Annotated in this window: 11 protein-coding genes; 8 read left to right on the top strand and 3 right to left on the bottom strand. The window is 64.7% G+C overall.

Features of this window, described 5'->3' with window-relative positions:
• Positions 1-4 precede the first annotated feature (4 nt).
• Positions 5-5,209, bottom strand: coding sequence for a DUF5801 repeats-in-toxin domain-containing protein (locus tag ACE10W_RS26180; protein ID WP_304547685.1), 5,205 nt, complete (start codon positions 5,207-5,209; stop codon positions 5-7).
• A 447-nt stretch (positions 5,210-5,656) separates the two neighbouring features.
• On the opposite strand from ACE10W_RS26180, the gene ACE10W_RS26175 reads away from it, so the two are divergent.
• From ACE10W_RS26175 to ACE10W_RS26165, 3 genes are all read left to right on the top strand, one after another.
• On the top strand, positions 5,657-6,313 hold the full coding sequence (locus ACE10W_RS26175; protein ID WP_304547683.1) for a FecR family protein: 657 nt from the start codon (positions 5,657-5,659) through the stop codon (positions 6,311-6,313).
• Positions 6,314-6,398: 85 nt separating this feature from the next.
• A complete protein-coding gene (locus ACE10W_RS26170; protein ID WP_304547681.1) occupies positions 6,399-7,229 on the top strand; it encodes a tetratricopeptide repeat protein in 831 nt (276 codons plus the stop codon).
• 306 nt (positions 7,230-7,535) lie between these two features.
• The gene (locus ACE10W_RS26165) at positions 7,536-11,291 is read left to right on the top strand and encodes a tetratricopeptide repeat protein (RefSeq protein ID WP_370205781.1); all 3,756 of its coding nucleotides are present in this window, start codon (positions 7,536-7,538) and stop codon (positions 11,289-11,291) included.
• A 54-nt stretch (positions 11,292-11,345) separates the two neighbouring features.
• On the opposite strand, the gene fliP is transcribed toward ACE10W_RS26165, so the two are convergent.
• Together fliP and ACE10W_RS26155 are read right to left on the bottom strand one after the other, a co-directional pair.
• Positions 11,346-12,098 carry a flagellar type III secretion system pore protein FliP gene (gene fliP / locus ACE10W_RS26160; protein ID WP_028173298.1) on the bottom strand — a complete coding sequence of 251 codons (753 nt, stop codon included), beginning with the start codon at positions 12,096-12,098 and terminating at the stop codon, positions 11,346-11,348.
• Entirely contained in the window at positions 12,095-13,075 is a 981-nt protein-coding gene (locus ACE10W_RS26155; protein WP_011088558.1) for a flagellar biosynthetic protein FliO, read from the bottom strand. The genes fliP and ACE10W_RS26155 overlap by 4 nt, the downstream gene beginning before the upstream one ends.
• Positions 13,076-13,426: 351 nt before the next feature.
• On the opposite strand from ACE10W_RS26155, the gene flgB reads away from it, so the two are divergent.
• The 5 genes from flgB to fliR all read left to right on the top strand — a co-directional run bounded on the left by flgB (position 13,427) and on the right by fliR (position 15,791).
• Positions 13,427-13,831 carry a flagellar basal body rod protein FlgB gene (gene flgB, locus ACE10W_RS26150; RefSeq protein ID WP_011088557.1) on the top strand — a complete coding sequence of 135 codons (405 nt, stop codon included), beginning with the start codon at positions 13,427-13,429 and terminating at the stop codon, positions 13,829-13,831.
• Positions 13,832-13,870: 39 nt separating this feature from the next.
• The gene (flgC, locus tag ACE10W_RS26145) at positions 13,871-14,296 is read left to right on the top strand and encodes a flagellar basal body rod protein FlgC (protein WP_007602149.1); all 426 of its coding nucleotides are present in this window, start codon (positions 13,871-13,873) and stop codon (positions 14,294-14,296) included.
• 16 nt (positions 14,297-14,312) lie between these two features.
• Complete coding sequence (fliE, locus tag ACE10W_RS26140; protein WP_011088556.1) at positions 14,313-14,621, top strand: flagellar hook-basal body complex protein FliE; 309 nt, start codon at positions 14,313-14,315, stop codon at positions 14,619-14,621.
• A 118-nt stretch (positions 14,622-14,739) separates the two neighbouring features.
• Positions 14,740-15,003 (top strand): flagellar biosynthesis protein FliQ, encoded by a 264-nt coding sequence (gene fliQ / locus ACE10W_RS26135; RefSeq protein ID WP_011088555.1) that lies wholly within the window; start codon positions 14,740-14,742, stop codon positions 15,001-15,003.
• A 17-nt stretch (positions 15,004-15,020) separates the two neighbouring features.
• Positions 15,021-15,791 carry a flagellar biosynthetic protein FliR gene (fliR, locus tag ACE10W_RS26130; protein ID WP_011088554.1) on the top strand — a complete coding sequence of 257 codons (771 nt, stop codon included), beginning with the start codon at positions 15,021-15,023 and terminating at the stop codon, positions 15,789-15,791.
• The last annotated feature ends 2 nt before the right edge of the window (positions 15,792-15,793 follow it).

Below are 15,793 nucleotides of genomic sequence, written 5' to 3'. Positions count from 1 at the left end.
TGCGTCACACGATCAGATCGTGCAGCACGTGAGCGCCAGTTGTGCCTGCCCCGTGAGCCGGATCAATATGCGACGGGGACAGTTCGTGCATTGACGCCGCCTCGGATTCGTGGGCTTTCCCGGCGTGCTCGTGATGACCGGACGGGTCTGAGGGATCATCCAATTGGACGCCGTGCTCCGGACCCTGGCCATGCGAAGCGCCATCCTTGAAGTCAAAGGAGTCGCCGACCTGGTGCGAACCGGCAGGCGCAGAGCCGTGCGCTGCATGACCGGCAGAGGGCGGATCGACATCCACCGGGCCGTGCTTCGGCGCATCGTGCTGTCCGGCTGCCTCGCTTGGAAGGGAATGACTGGCGCCGCCGTGGGCATGAGCAGCATTGTGGGCGCTGTCTGGAGCCGATGCACCGTGGTCCTCGTTGCCCTTCTCCAGCGTACGCCCGTGCCGGGCGAGCTGTTCGGCCGCATCTTGGAGCGCCGCGAAAGCAATCTCAGGCATGGGGGCACTTCCGGCGATCGAGTCATTGTTTCCGATCGTCGTATCGGTGCTGTCGGGCAGCGTTAGCTGATCGAAGACAAAGCTGGTCGCCGTCGGTGCGGCCTCGTCGTGCAAGATCGTGGACAGCCCGCTCGGTGCGGGCGTTACCGCGTCACTGCTGGTAATCTCTGCAGCGTGCGGCTGCACCCCGTCTGAGTTGGCGAAGCTGGGATGTTCGGTCCATGCAAACTGGTCCGAACTGGCAAAAACGCTGTGGGCCTGGTCGGTTGATCTGTCCGTCGCGTTCCAGTCAGCGAGGAGCGTGCCGTCGCTGAGTGTGGTCTCGGACGAACTGGTCGTCGTCACGGCGGTGGCGTCGCTTTGTGTCGTTGCGCTGAGATCGAGCGGGTCGCTGCCGGCCGCCAGCACGGCTGCCGCCGCCGGCGTCAGGGTGAAATCCGACGCGTCGATGGTCGCAATGCCCTGCAGATGGATTTCGATCAGGCCGGAATCGCCAATGTGCAGGGTCTGGTCGCTCGGATTGACATACACGATCGTTTCATTGGCCGCGCTGTCGTAGAGCCAGGCGATCGTGTGCGCCGGCACGGACGTGCTTGCCGAGCTCAAGGCCAGGAGAACGAAGCCAAGCCCGCCGAGAGCCGTCAAGTCGATCTTGTCGGATCCCGGGTTGAGATCGGTGATGGTGCCGAACTGGCCGGCCTTGGAATCCGCCGCGGACAAATGGACGAAACGGTCGTTCCCGGTGCCGCCGGTCAATTGGTCGGCGCCAAATCCGCCGATGATCGTTTCATTGCCCTTGTTGCCGTTGACCGCATCGATTCCCGCGCCACCGTGCGTCGTGTCATCGCCGTCATTGCCTTTGATCGTGTCGTTGCCGGAGCCGCCATGAAGAATGTCAGCCTGGCCACTGCCGTTGACGGTATCTTTGCCGGCGCCCGTGGAGATGATCTGGCCCACATCGCCACCGGCCGCGATGGTTTCACTTCCGTGAGTCACAGGGGCGAAGGGAGGATCGCTCGTCACGGCCGGTCCAGCGGCCAGGTTATCGAAACCGTTGGGGGCGTCGCCGGCGCCATGGGCGGCGATGGTCACGACCTGCGTCGTCCCGTCGATGCTGGTCACGGTGAACGTGTCGGTCGGCGTGTCGCCAACATCGAGCGCCTGCACCACACTATTGTTGTTGTCCAGCGTGTAGGTCCACAGGCCCGCCGCGGTCATCGTGAACATACCGTAGCCGCCGTCGCTCGCCGTTGGCGAGCGCACCGCTGTGAAAGTGTTGGGCAGATTGACGTCGGTGTTGGTGAGCGCACCGGAAGCGGTCGGCGTGCCAGGCGCGCCGCCCGCAGCCTCGATCATGGAGCCGGTCGCGGTCCCGGAGAGAGTGGCCCCATCGTTGGTGCCGTTGACGGCAGTCGTCACCGGCTGTGGGGGATCGCTCAAGGTGACACCACTCGCAACGTTAGTGCTGCCCAGAAGGTCTACTTGCAGGCCGGTCGTTGACGCATCGCCGTCACGGTCGACGGCCGTCACGTCAAACAGCAGATCGGTGCTGGGGATCCTGGATCCCTCGCTGTATGTGATGTTGTTGACGGTAAACGTAGCGTTGCCGGCTACCGCGTGATCGTACGACACCTCTATTCGGTTGAATTCCGATCCAACGTAGAGCGTATAGGTCGAAGTTGCGCCATCAAACGAGTAAGTGTTTACAAGCGCGAGATTCGAAGTCTCTTTCACCACGACGTGGGCGTCACCCGATGGCTTTGGAATGTTTATGCTGAAGTCGTGGATGTCGTTGGTGCCATCAAAGACCTTGAAGACGACGTCCGCAGCTCCGTTTCCTTGCCACTGCGTCAGCGCGAAACTGACGTCCGTTTGCACCGGCGTGAAGGCCAGATTCAAGGTTTCGTGTTGATCCATTTGCAGTCCGGTGTCGCCGACCGCGATGCCGTTGCTCGACGCTTTGACGTCAGCAGGGGCACCATTGAAATCGCCGGTGATGACGAGCAGACCGTCCGGAGCGGTGAGTGACGGCTGGCCACTGCCGGATGCTCCGAAATCGGAGCCGGTCACCGTCGTCTGCTGCAAGAAGCCGACGGTCTCGATGTCAAACGTGTAGGTTCCGTCTGGATTGATCAGCAGCCTAAAGTATGGATCGCTCAGCGTCCCGCTTGTATCGGTGAAGAACGCATCCAGCTCCACGCCGCCGCTCACCGCCTTGGTCGTATAATAGAAGGTGTAGTCATCACCATTCCCGGTCACGTGTACCGACGTGATGCCGCCGCCCAGATCCGTTGTCGCCAGATCGTACCCATTAACAGTGCCATTGTGGACGGCCACGCGCATCGCGCCCTCGCCATCCGCACCGAAGCTCACGTTGTAGGTGCCGTTCGCAACTTGATCGTCCTTGGCGACGATGGTTGCGATGCCAAAACCTCCGATCGTCGGGCCGTCGTCGGTGATGGTCAGCCGGCTGCCGAGATCAAGGCTCGCCGTCTGGAAGTCACCGTCCTTGTCAGTGATTGTCGCCGTCAGGTTCACAATCCCGGCGGTCAGCGAGACGCCTTCCCCGGCGTCGGGGTTGGTACCGAAAGGCTGCGTCACCGCACGGTACTCGGTGAAGGTCACGATTCCTGTCGCCGGATCGAGCGTGATGGTGAACGCCAGCGTGCCGCCGACGGTGCCAACATGGCCTTCAATGGTATTGCCTTTTTGCACCAGCACATCGGCCTGGCCAGTGTGCGAGTCGAGCAGACCCGACGCCATGCCGTTGCCGCCGGTGACAGACAGCGCATAGCCGATCGTCGCACCGTCAGCCCCCTGGATCGACGTGAACGCTGTCGAGAAGTTGCCTGACGTCGTCGTCAGCGTCGCGTCCGGCGTCGCGCCGGCGATGTTGTCGTCCAGCGCCGTAGCTGTCAGATGCGTCTCGCTCAGCGTCAACGACGGAGCCGTCCCCGTCGCCGCAATCGTCGGGCCGTCGTCGGTGATGGTCAGCCGGCTGCCGAGATCATGGCTCGCGGTCTGGAAGTTGCCGTCCTTTTCGGTGATCGTCGCCGACAGGGTCACAGTCCCTTCGGTCAGCGAGACGCCTTCCCCGCCGTCCGGGTTGGTGCCGGAAGGCTCCGTCACTGCACGGTACTCGGTGAAGGTCACGATTCCTGTCGCCGGATCAAGCGTGATGGTGAATGCCAGCGTCCCGCCGGTAGTGCCAACATGGCCTTCGATGGTGTTGCCGTTCAGGATCAGCACGTCGGCCTGGCCGGTGTGCGAGTCGATCAGGCCCGATGCCGTGCCGTTGCCACCGGTGATCGACAGCGCGTAGCTGATCGTCGCACCGTCCGCCCCCTGAACCGAGGTGAACGCCGTCGAGAAGTCGCCTGACGTCGTCGTCAGCGTCGTGTCTGGCGCCGAGCCAGCGATGTTGTCGTCCAGGGAGGTTGCCGTCAGATGCGTCTCGCTGAGCGTCAGCGACGGGGTCGTTCCGCTCACCTCAACCAACGGGCCGTGGATGGTGATCGTGACCACCTGCGCGGTGCCGTCGATGCTGGTCACCGTGAAGCTGTCGGTCAGACTGTCGCCTACATGGAGCGCTTGCACCTGACTGTTGGCCTTGTCGAGCGTATAGGTCCACACGCCGGCCGTTGTCATCGTGAAGGTGCCGTACTTGCTCGCGGCCGGCGAGCCGATCGCCGTAAAGGTATTGGGCGGGTCGTCGGGATCGGTATCAGTGAGCGCTCCGGTCGCGATCAGCGTGCCGGGCGAGGCATTGACCACGCCACCGGCCGCGATCGCTGAGCCGGTCGTCGTACCGGAAATGATGGCCGCATCTTCGACGCCGTTGAGGGTGATCGGGAAGGGCTGACTGACCAAGAGCGAGCCATCCGCCACCGTGATAATGAAGCTTGTGGTCGTTGGCGCCTTCAGCGCATTGATCGCATCACTGTTTGGGACGAAGGTGTAGGCGCCGCTCCCGCTGTTGAGGTAAAGGGTGCCATAGGGGCCGGTTTGCGATACATCATACGTCACCCCGCCCAACACCGTGTTGCCGTTGGTGCCGCCGCTGATACCGAAGGTCAGTGTGGCATCACTGTTGCTGCTGCTTGCGGTGAACGTCCCGCTCGTCGCCGTGAATGTGTCAAACACCACGGTATCGAGTTCGGCCGGGCCGGCTCCGGTGTTCAGCGTCGGCGGCGGATGTATGATCAGAGGCGGAGGGAGGAAAAACGGTGAGACAGGCGCCAGCAAATCTTGCGCCGCGGGAGCCTCGGGCGGAATGAAATTGATCGGCTGTAGCGGCTGGGATTTGACGAAAGGAGGTGTGCCCGACCCGTGGGGGTCTCGCCCTTCCAGATTGGCAAGCGCGTCCTGCTGTGCCGCCCGCAACTCCTCCATGCGAGCAGCCGTGTTCGTGACCTGGTTCACGCTGACCGAGGAGCCGACCTTTTTGACGACGATCGTTTCGCCGGGATCCTCGACGATGATGTGCCGCGGGATCGGCTCCTTGGTCACAAGCTCGTATGCACCGTGCGCAAGGTCCTTGTAAGTGATGGCGTCGTCATCCAGGAACGTTACGTTCGGGTCTGCGGCCTTGACCTGTTTGATCATCGAGAAGAGCATTGCCGTGAGCGACAGCATCCCGAAGCCGCCGGCAGAGGCCCGCTCGCGAATCTGCGCAACGGGTCCATCAAGAGGGCCGCTCTTGGCCGCGTTCACTCGGTGACGCCTGATCGCAGCGGCTTCGCGCTCGTCCCCGGGCCTTCCAGCGGGCGTGACGGACATTGTTCGACCTCGATTGCCCAGCGTCGACCTCAGACATCGCCGTAGCTTTGCTGGCTTGCCGCGTCACGCGATCGGGAGCAATTTTGCGCCGGCAACCTTGGCCAGGCCCGCTGAAGGTCGTTGTTTCCGAGAATTCCGCCCAGGCCAGTCACGGCAGAATTGCTGTCGCTTCGCCTGACGGCACGGGGGAAAAGCTCGTTGAAATTGCCCGGCACGGATAGTGGCTCTTTCGGGCACGGCGATCAGCCGTTCGGATTAATCCGGAATAACCAGTTTACCTGTCGTGGTTTGTTGCCGCTGGTCTGCCATGATGCCCGATGGTGCCGACACCGTCGGAGCCGTTCGGATGCTCAAAACAACTCTAAAGAAAAAGGGTGAGCCATGCGCACGCACGCAGCGACTGTTCTCGTGACAGGTATCGTCCTTGCGCTGGCCGCCTCGTCACCCCGCCCAGTCCAGGCGCAGAGCGATTCTCCGCGGCGGGCCGTCCTGGATTCGTCGTCAAAGCCAATCGGAAAAGTTGTGGCAGCCGAGGGCTCGGTCATCATCGAGCATGTGGGAGCTGTCATTGTCCAGGCAAAAGTCCCGGGCGAATCCATCCAGACCAAGATTGGCGATCCGGTCTATTTGGGCGATGTGGTTCGAACCGATGCCGACAGTCGGGTCGGCATCAACTTCGTGGACGGAACTTCGTTCAACTTGTCGAGCAACGCCCGTATGAAGTTGGACGAATATGTCTACGAGCCGGCTGGAAAGTCCAATTCGACGAGCTTCAACCTGACCAAGGGGACGTTCGTCTTTGTTGCCGGCCAGGTTGCGAAGACCGGCGACATGAGGATCGAGACGCCGGTCGCCACGATGGGCGTTCGAGGCACGACACCTCATGTCGAAATCTCAGATGACGGAACCACCAAGTTTTCCACTCTTATCGAAGAGGGCAAGAACAAATATCTGAAGAAGTCCGGCGGCACGGGGTCGCCGCGACCCGAGCAAAGGGCCGAGCACAAGCTCAATCTGAACATCTGCCGCGGGTGCTAACGCTGGTTCTAGCCTCCGCGCAATCGCCAGATCTCAGGGGACGGGGCCTGATATGGAACCAAGATCGTCCGTCGCAAAAAGCGGAGTGGCGCTTGGCGTCCTGCTGTTGATTGGCTTGCCAGTCGCGGCCCAGAATTCCAAGGTGAAGACCAACTATCTCAGTCATATTGAACCGTGCAACGGGGTGGGTGCCACCCCGCTCGATGTCCGGATCGATGCCTGCACGGCTTTCATAGAGGCGCGTCAGGGTACGACGACAGCTCTGGCTATCGCCTATAACAATCGCGGCAATGCCTACACCGCAAAGGGCGACTACGACAAAGCCATCCGCGATTTCGATCAGTCGATCGCGCTCAAGCCGACATACGCAAAGGCCTTCAACAACCGCGGTGTGGCTTACTTGAGGAAAGGCGAATATGAGCTCGCGATCGAAGCCTTTGATGATGCGATCAAGCTCGATCCCGACTATGGCGCTGCCTTCGTCAACCGCGCCGGAGCCTATCTGAAGAAGAATGACCACCAGCGCGCGGCGCATGACTACGACGAGGCCATTCGTCTCCAGCCCGATTCGCAGGCCGCACGGAGCGGACGATGTTGGACGCGGGCGGTGCTTGGTGCCTGGCAGGCCGCGCTGGAGGACTGCGACAGAGCGCTTCAATCCGGATCGACCAGTGCTGCCGTGTACGACTCGCGCGGGCTGATTCACCTGAAGATGGGTGAGTTCGGTGCGGCGATCGCCGACTACAATTCTGCCTTGCGAGCCGCCCCGGAATTGGCGAGCGCGCTTTTTGGCCGCGGGCTTGCCAAGCTGAAGCGGGGCGACGCGATTGGCGGAGATTCCGACATTTCGGCTGCAAAGACGATTCAGGGCAACATCGGCGACGAGTTCGCGCATTATGGCGTCGGTCGCGACTGAGTTCACGACTGGATCTGGCTCGTCGATCATCGTGGAGGATTTTGTCGAGACGGCAGGCTGCGGCCCGGGCCGCGCCGGTCCCGCCCGGCGCCGGTGACGACGTGGTGTTAACGTCTCCTTAACCACTTGCTCTCCAGATTTGGAGCGCGAACGCCTAAGCCCACACGCGAGGTGTCGCGACGCGCTGAGCCGGATCAAGTCGCCATTACAGCATTAACAAGTCCTTAATTGGCAAAACCTACATTCGACGCCATGGGCCGGCGCCATGTGCCGGTATGGGTCGTCGAACCGGAAGAAATGCCGCCAATGGCGCAGAAGGCTGCCGCTGGATTTGTGTCGCGAGCCCGCGCCCTGGCGTGGGGGCTGTCGCGTCATGTCCGCAACGCACCTGCGCTGGCAACCATCCTCCTGATCGCCGCAAGCCCGGCGCGGGCGGACTCGATCCGGGGCGAGGCCAGTTTTTCGGCCGCCGGCGGCTTCGCGCGTCTCGTGATCAGGCTCGGCGAGGATGTTCCCTCCGAGGTCACGACGGCCGGCTCCATTCTCATCATCCGTTTCGACCGGCCGGTCGACGTGCCCGTCGACCGGGTTCCGGAGGGGGCGCCCGACTACGTCAACTCCGCCCGCCGCGATCCCGACGGCGGCGCCATCCGCCTCTCGCTGGCGCGGCGCGTCACCGTCAACACCATGAATGCCGGCGAGCGCACCTTCATCGACCTCTTGCCCGAGGGCTGGAAGGGGCCGCCGCCGAGCCTGCCCATGGACGTGGTCAAGGAACTCGCCGAGCGTGCGCGCGTCGCCGAACGGGCGCTGCGTGCGCAGCGCGCCGCAGCCGAGACCAGGAAGCGTCCGCAGATCCGTGTGCGCGCTTCGGTGCAGCCGACCTTCGTACGCTTCGTGTTCGAGATGCCCGACGGCGTCGGCGTGTCTTCCGTGCTCAACGAGCAGAAGCTCACGCTCGCCTTCAACGCCAACCTCAGTTTCGACCTCGCCGACGCGGTGGTCGCCGCGCCGCCGAACGTTGCCTCGATCAAGCAGAAGGCCGACATCGACCAGACCAATGTCGAGATCGCGCTGATCGGCGATTCCGACGTGCACTCCTTCCGCGACGAGAAGAACTACGTCGTTGACGTCTCCTTCCAGCCGGACAAGGGCAAGACGGCTGCGACGCCGGAGGCCGCGATTGCGCAGGCCAAGCCTGCCAGCCAAGGCCATGGACCGGCACCGGCCGCGGAAAAGCCGGCGGCCGAGAAGAAGGACGCCCATCGCGAGATCGCACCGCCGACCTCCGAGACGATCGCGCGCGAAGCCAAGATCGATATCAAGCCCGACGTGAAGCCGGAAGCGCCTGCCGCGATGCCCGCCGCCGAAGCGCCGAAACCGGCGGCGGCTCCCGCGGCCGAAGCTGCGCACGCTGCGGAAGCGCCCAAGGAAGCGGCGAAGGAAGCGACGAAGGAAGCCGCGAAGCCGACCCCGCCTGTTGCCGAAGCTCCGGCCGCGGCTGCCAAGCCGGCAATGGTCGAGGCGCCCAAGGAGGTCGTGAAGGAAGCGGCGAAGGAGCCGGTCAAGGAAGCAGCCAAAGCTGCGCCCGCCGAGGCGCCGGCCGCGCCGCAGCCGGCCGCACCAAGCGTCGATGCGCGCCGCGACAGCGACGGCTTGCGCGTGACGTTCCCGCTTCAGGTCACAACGCCTGCGGCGGCGTTCCGCCGCGGCGATACCGTCTGGCTGGTGTTCGACACGCCGAAGCCGATCGACGTCGAGGCGATCCGGACCAAGGGCGGGGCGATGATCGGCGAGGTCGGCCGCATCCCCCTCGACAAGGGGCAGGCGGTACGCATCCGTCTCACCCGGCCGCTGGTCTACTCGCTGACGAGCGAGGAGGTCGGCAAGGAGACCAACTGGCTGCTGACGCTCGCCGACAAGATCCAGGCGACGCCGCTGCCGCTGATGATGTCGCGCAACATCACCGATCCCGCGCTCGCCAACATCGCGATTCCCTTCGCCAATCCGGGCCTGCTGCACAAGCTCACCGATCCCGACGCCGGCGACATGCTCTATGTCGTCACCGCGCAGCGGCCGGTGCGCGGCTTCATCAAGCGTCAGGACCTCGTCGATCTCTCGATGCTGGAATCCGCCCATGGCATCGCGATCCGGCCGAACTCCGACGAGGTCGGCGTCGAGGTCGGATCCGACAAGGTCATTCTCGGCAAGAAGGGCGGACTGACGTTGTCGCCGGTCGACATCTCCGCCGAGCGCGCCCCGACCGCGGTGCGCCCGATCTTCAGCCCCGAAGCCTGGCGCAAGGGGCAGTCGGAAAACTTCATAACGCGCCAGAGCGATCTGATCATGGCGATCTCGGCCGTCGAGCCTGCGCTGCGCTCGCTGCCGCGGCTCGACCTCGCGCAGTTCTACATGTCACGCGCGATGTATCACGAGGCCAAGGCCGTGACCGAATTGATGCTGAGCGATCCGCTCAACAAGGAGGAGAGCGGCGCGCTGATCATGCACGCGATCGCGAGCATCCTGATCGGCCGGCCGGCGCAGGGCCTGAAGGACCTCGCCAATCCCGTGATCGGCAACAGCCACGACTCCCAGCTCTGGAAGGCGCTCGCCCATGCGCGTCAGGGCAAATGGGCGGACGCGCGCGAGAAGTTCAAGAACGTCGAATTCGCGATCGCCTCGCTGCCGCTCGACATCCAGCGCATCGTGACGATGGACGCGATGCGCGCCTCGCTCGAGGTGAAGGACTATGCCGGCGCCTCCAAGCGGCGCAGCGAGCTCGAGATCGTCGGCGTATCGCCCGAGGCTGCGCCCGGCTTCGCCGTTTTGCGCGGCAGGCTTGCCGAGGCGCTCGGCCACGACAAGGATGCGCTCGACGACTACAAGTTCGCGGTCGCCTCGAGCGACCGGCCGGCTGCGGCCGAGGCCAAGCAGCTCGAGGTCGCGTTGCGGCAGAAGCGCGACGAGATCAGCAAGGAAGACGCGCTGCGCGAGCTCGAGACGCTGTCGATGACCTGGCGCGGCGACGCGATCGAGGTCAAGACGCTCCAGATGCTGTCGCAGATGTATGCCGAGAACGGGCGCTACCGGGACGCGCTCACGGCGGCGCGCACCGCGACGAAGCTCCAGCCGAACGCGGAAGCCTCGCGCCAGGCGCAGGATCTCGCCTCCGACCTGTTCACGCAGATCTTCCTGGGGCCCAAGGGTGACGAGCTGCCGCCGGTCGAGGCGCTCGGGATGTTCTACGAGTTCCGCGAGCTGACGCCGATCGGCCGCCGCGGCGACGAGCTGATCCGCCGTCTCGCCGACCGTCTCGCCTCGATCGATCTGCTCGATCAGGCCGCCGAGCTCTTGCAATACCAGGTCGACCACCGCCTCGAAGGCGCCGCGCGCGCCCAGGTCGCCGCGCGTCTTTCCATGATCTATCTCGCCAACCGCAGGCCGGACATGGCGATCTCGGCGCTGCGCGCGAGCCGCATCAGCGATCTCTCCGGCGAGCTCAGGCAGCAGCGTCTGCTGCTGGAGGCGCGGGCGCAGAGCGACGTCGGCCGGCACGATCTCGCGCTCGACATCGTCTCCAACGTCTCCGGACGCGAGGTGCTCCGCCTGCGCTCCGACATCTTCTGGGCGGCGCGGCGCTGGCGCGAGTCCGCCGAGCAGATCGAGCTCTATTACGGCGAGCGCTTCCGCGACTTCAAGCCGCTCAATGCGGTGGAGAAGAGCGACATCATCCGCGCCGCCGTCGGCTACGCGCTCGCCGACGATTCGATCGGCCTGTCGCGCTTTCGCGAGAAATACGCGCCGCTGATGAGCGAGAGCGCCGACCGTCTCGCCTTCGACATCGCCAGCAAGCCGGCCGCGGCCTCCAGCGCCGAATTCGCCGAGATCGCCAAGCTGGCTGCGAGCGTCGACACGCTCGACGGCTTCCTGCGCGAGATGAAGCAGCGCTTCCCCGACGCCACCGCCCGCGCGCCAGCCGGGCCGCAGGCCAAGGAAGAGACCGACCACACCGGCTCGCTGCCGAAGATCCCCGCCCTGCGGCAGATCAAGATGACGCGGTAGCAATCTCGCGACGCGAGACAGGTCCGGCTTCGTCGCCTGAGGGTGGCTTTTGCCTCATCCCCCGTAGCTCTGCACCAAGCTCCCAGCCACCAGCGACCAGCCGTCGACCAGAACGAAGAAGATCAGCTTGAACGGCAGCGATATCGTTGCCGGCGGCAGCATCATCATGCCCATCGACATCAGCACGGAGGCGACGACGAGGTCGATGATCAGGAAGGGCAGGAACAGCAGGAAGCCGATCTCGAAGGCGCGCTTCAGCTCGGAGATCATGAAGGCGGGGATGAGGATGCGGAGCGCGAGCTCGTCGGGGGTGGCCGGCGGCGGCTCGCCGGAGAGGTCGAGGAACAGCTTGAGATCCTTCTCGCGCACGTTCTTCTGCATGAAGCCGCGCAACGGGACCGAGGCGCGCTGGAGCGCATCCTCGACGCCGATCTGGTTGGCGACGAGCGGACGGATGCCTTCGTCGTAGGATTTTTGCAGGACCGGCCCCATCACGAAGAAGGTGAGGAACATCGCGAGCGCGATGATCACCGAGTTCGGCGGCGCGGTCGCCGTGCCCATCGCGGTGCGCAGGAGCGACAGCACGACCACGATGCGCGTGAACGACGTCATCATGATCAGGATCGACGGCGCGATCGACAGCACCGTGAGCAGCGCGATGAGCTGAATCGCGCGCTCGGTGACGCCGCCGCCCTGGCCGCCGAGATTGATGCTGATGTCCTGCGCATGCGCCAGGCTTGCGAGCGAAGCCGCGCCGATCAGGACAGAAAGAAAAAGAACTCTACGCGGGAGGGCCGGCAGCCTCACGAAGACGGCTTCGGACGGCCGAGCAGGGAGGCCATCTCGTCTTCGAGATTCTCAAAGCTGGTCTTTTCCGGGGCAGGCTTCGGCGGCGGGGCCGGGGGTGCCGGCGGCTCGCTGCGTGCTGCGCGCGGGGGAGCGGCCGGCGGCTCCGGCGCAACCGGGGGCGCGACCGTCTCGCCGGCCGGGCGGCGCAGCGCAGCCTCTAACCGCTGCGCCATTTCGGCCAGATTCTGTTCGGCGCTCGAGGGCGCAGCAGGCGCGGGGGGCGGCGGCGGAACGGGCGGAGCCTGCGGCACGGGCGGAGGCGGCGGCGCAACCGCGCGCTCGGCGCGCACGGGCGGCACCTTCGCCGGCTCGCTTTGGCGCGGCGGACGCGGCATCAGCGGCGGCTCGCTGCGGGCAACGCGCGGTGGTAGCGGCAGCGGCTCAGGCCGCGGCTCGCGCTCGGGACGCGGCGCGATCGGTTCGGGCGGAAAGCCGGCCAGCGGCGGCTCGCTACGGCGTTCGGCCAGTGCGGGCGCGGGCCGGCGGACTTCGTCGGCGAAGGACGGGCGCGCGGGCCGCGGCGGCGGCTCGGGCATTTGCGGCTCGGGATGATCGAGCATCTCGGGCCGCGGCACTTCGTCGGCCCAGCTGCCGGCATCGGGCATCGGGGCAAGGCGCGGCGGTTCGGCGGCGTTGGGACGCTGCGGAAGCTGGTCGCGGCCGGGCGCGGCGCGCACGATGTTGGGCTCGACGACGATGTCGGTCGGGCCACCGATCATCAGGAGGTGTTCGACATTGTCGCGCCGGACCAGCACCAGGCGGCGCCGGCCGTCGACGGCGGCAGCATCGATCACGGCGAGCCGGGGCATCCGGCCGCGCTGGGTGTTGGCGCCGAGCCGGCTGCTGGCGAATCGGCGAACCAGCCATGCAGCGACGCCGATCAACGCCAGAACGACGATGAACGCGACGATGAAGGTGATAGGGCTGCCTTGCATACTTGTCCCCGAGAAATGGCGCTCTTCTCGTGCCAATGGTCAGACGCGCCAACCACCGGCCTACGATGCCCCAAACTGCGATCTCTTAACGTCCCACGGCAAGTTTTGCCGTCCCCAACTCTTAATAACCTATGAATCGCCCGATCCAAAACGACTTCTTGGCCTGTGCATGCGCCGCCAAGCGGTTGGGTTAATGCCACTTTTGGAGGCGTAGAATCACGGGGGAACGAATCCGTGTCCCGGCCCGGGACATGCATCTGTGACATCCTTAACCACCTGTTAACCATACAGGCGGCAAATTCTGCCTAGCTTCGGACCCTGGGTCCGGAAGAGGCGGAAGGAGCCGCGACGATGTCCATCAACGACCTCCCGGTGCTGTCGGCGCTTCGCACCAAGATGCAGTGGCATCAGGAACGCCAGCGCGTCCTGTCCGAGAACGTCTCCAATTCCGACACGCCCAAATTCCGGCCGCGCGACCTGGTCGAGCCGAAGCTCGACAGGGCTGGCGCGGTCACGGGGTCGATGGGCCCGCTGGCAATGACCGTCACCAGCGCGTCTCACATGACGCCATCGGGCGCGGCCTCGGGTTTCGACCAGAACAGGAATGCCGGCTTCGAGACCCGCCCTGCGGGCAACGCCGTCAATCTCGAAGAGGAGATGATGAAGGCCGCCAGCAACCAGATGGACTACGCGGCGGCGACCTCGCTCTATTCGAAAAGCCTGCGTCTGCTCAAGACCGCGATCGGCAAGGGCTAGAGCATGATCCCGGAACAGAAGAGCTAGAGGAGGCGCATCATGGCCAATGACAGCAGCGACTTTGCCCGCTCGATGGCGATCGCGACCTCCGGCCTGCGCGCGCAGGCCGGGCGCATGCGGGTGATCTCAGAGAACATCGCGAACGCGGATTCGACGTCGCAGACCGCAGGCGGCGATCCCTACCGGCGCAAGGTGCCGACCTTCTCCTCCGCGCTCGACCGCACGCTCGACGCGCAGGTCGTCACCCTCGGCAGGATCAAGCCGGACCAGTCGAACTTCCGCACCAAATACGAACCGAACAATCCGGCCGCCGATGCGACCGGCAACGTCAAATATCCCAACGTGAACTCGGTGGTCGAGATGACCGACATGCGCGACGCGCAGCGGTCCTACGAGGCCAATCTCAACATCATCAGTGCGACGCGCCGGATGATCCAGCGCACGCTCGACATCCTCAAGAGCTGAACAGGACATTTGAGCCATGGCATCACCGACAATCGCCGCCAACGCCTATGCCAACCTTGCCCGCGTGCTGGAGAACAGCGGCGCCGGCAAGGGCAGCGAAGCAAGCGGGCAGTCCTTCGCCTCGCTCCTGAAGGACGCCGTCGGCAGCGTCATGGAGTCCGGGCGCAAATCCGACGCGCAGACCGTGGCGATGGCCGCCGGCAAGGCCAACGTGATGGACGTGGTGACGGCGGTCGCTGACACCGACGTTGCCGTCTCCACGCTGGTCTCGGTCCGCGACCGCGTGATCTCGGCGTATGAAGACATCATGAAGATGCCGATCTGATTTTTAGGCACGTCATTCCGGGGCGGTGCGAAGCACCGAACCCGGAATCCCGAGATTCCGGGTTCTCGCTTCGCGAGCCCCGGAATGACGACAAACAATTCAAAGTGAGAAATCGAAAATGACCGGACCCGAGACCCTCGACGTCGCGCGCGATGCGATCTGGACGATCGTGATCGTGTCGTCGCCCCTGATGGTGGTCGGCCTTGTGGTCGGCGTGATCGTGTCGCTGTTCCAGGCGCTGACGCAGATCCAGGAGCAGACGCTGATCTACGTGCCGAAGATTCTGGCCATCTTCGCCACAATGCTGTTGGCGCTGCCGTTCATGGCCGACTCGCTCCACGCCCACATGCTGCGGATATCGTCGCGAATCATCGGCGGCTGAGGCAAGATGCGTAGATTATGCGCATCGACGTCTCGCTGCTGCCGGCGCTTGCGGCGGCCTTCATGCTCGTCTTCGCCCGGGTCGGCGCGATGGTGATGCTGTTGCCGGGCCTGGGCGAGACCAACATCCCGACGCGGGTGAAGCTGTCGATCGCGCTCCTGCTCACGCTGATCATCCTGCCGCTGCATCGCAGCGCCTATCACGTCGACATGGGCTCGCTGGCGCCGCTTCTGGTGCTGATGTTGCATGAGATCGCGATCGGCATCGTGCTGGGGGCAACCGCGCGCGTGACGCTGTCGGCGCTCCAGGTTGCGGGTTCCGTGATCGCGCAGCAGATGGGGCTCGGCTTCGTCACCTCGGTCGATCCGACGCAGGGACAGCAGGGCGTGCTGGTCGGCAACTTCCTGACCATGCTCGGGGTGACGCTGCTGTTCGCCACCGACAGCCATCACCTGGTGATCGCGGCGCTGAACGACAGCTATGCGATCTTCTCGCCGGGCGAGACCGTGTCCAGCGGCGATGTCGCCTCGCTTGCAACGCGCGCCTTCGCCGCCGCGTTCCGCCTCGGCCTGCAGCTCTCCGGACCGTTCCTGGTGTTCGGCCTCGTCTTCAACATTGGGCTCGGGGTGCTGGCGCGGCTGATGCCGCAGATGCAGGTCTATTTCGTCGGCGTGCCGCTGTCGATCTTCGCCGGCTTCCTGGTGCTGGCCGTGGTGCTCACCGCGATGATGGGCACCTTTCTGGACTATTTCATCGGTGTCATGCACCAGATGATGCCGCTCAAGTAGGT

The organism is Bradyrhizobium sp. B025 (assembly GCF_042257955.1).
Classification (GTDB): domain Bacteria; phylum Pseudomonadota; class Alphaproteobacteria; order Rhizobiales; family Xanthobacteraceae; genus Bradyrhizobium; species Bradyrhizobium diazoefficiens.
Note: the sequence above shows the minus strand (reverse complement) of the source record. Positions and strands in the feature narration are given on the sequence as shown.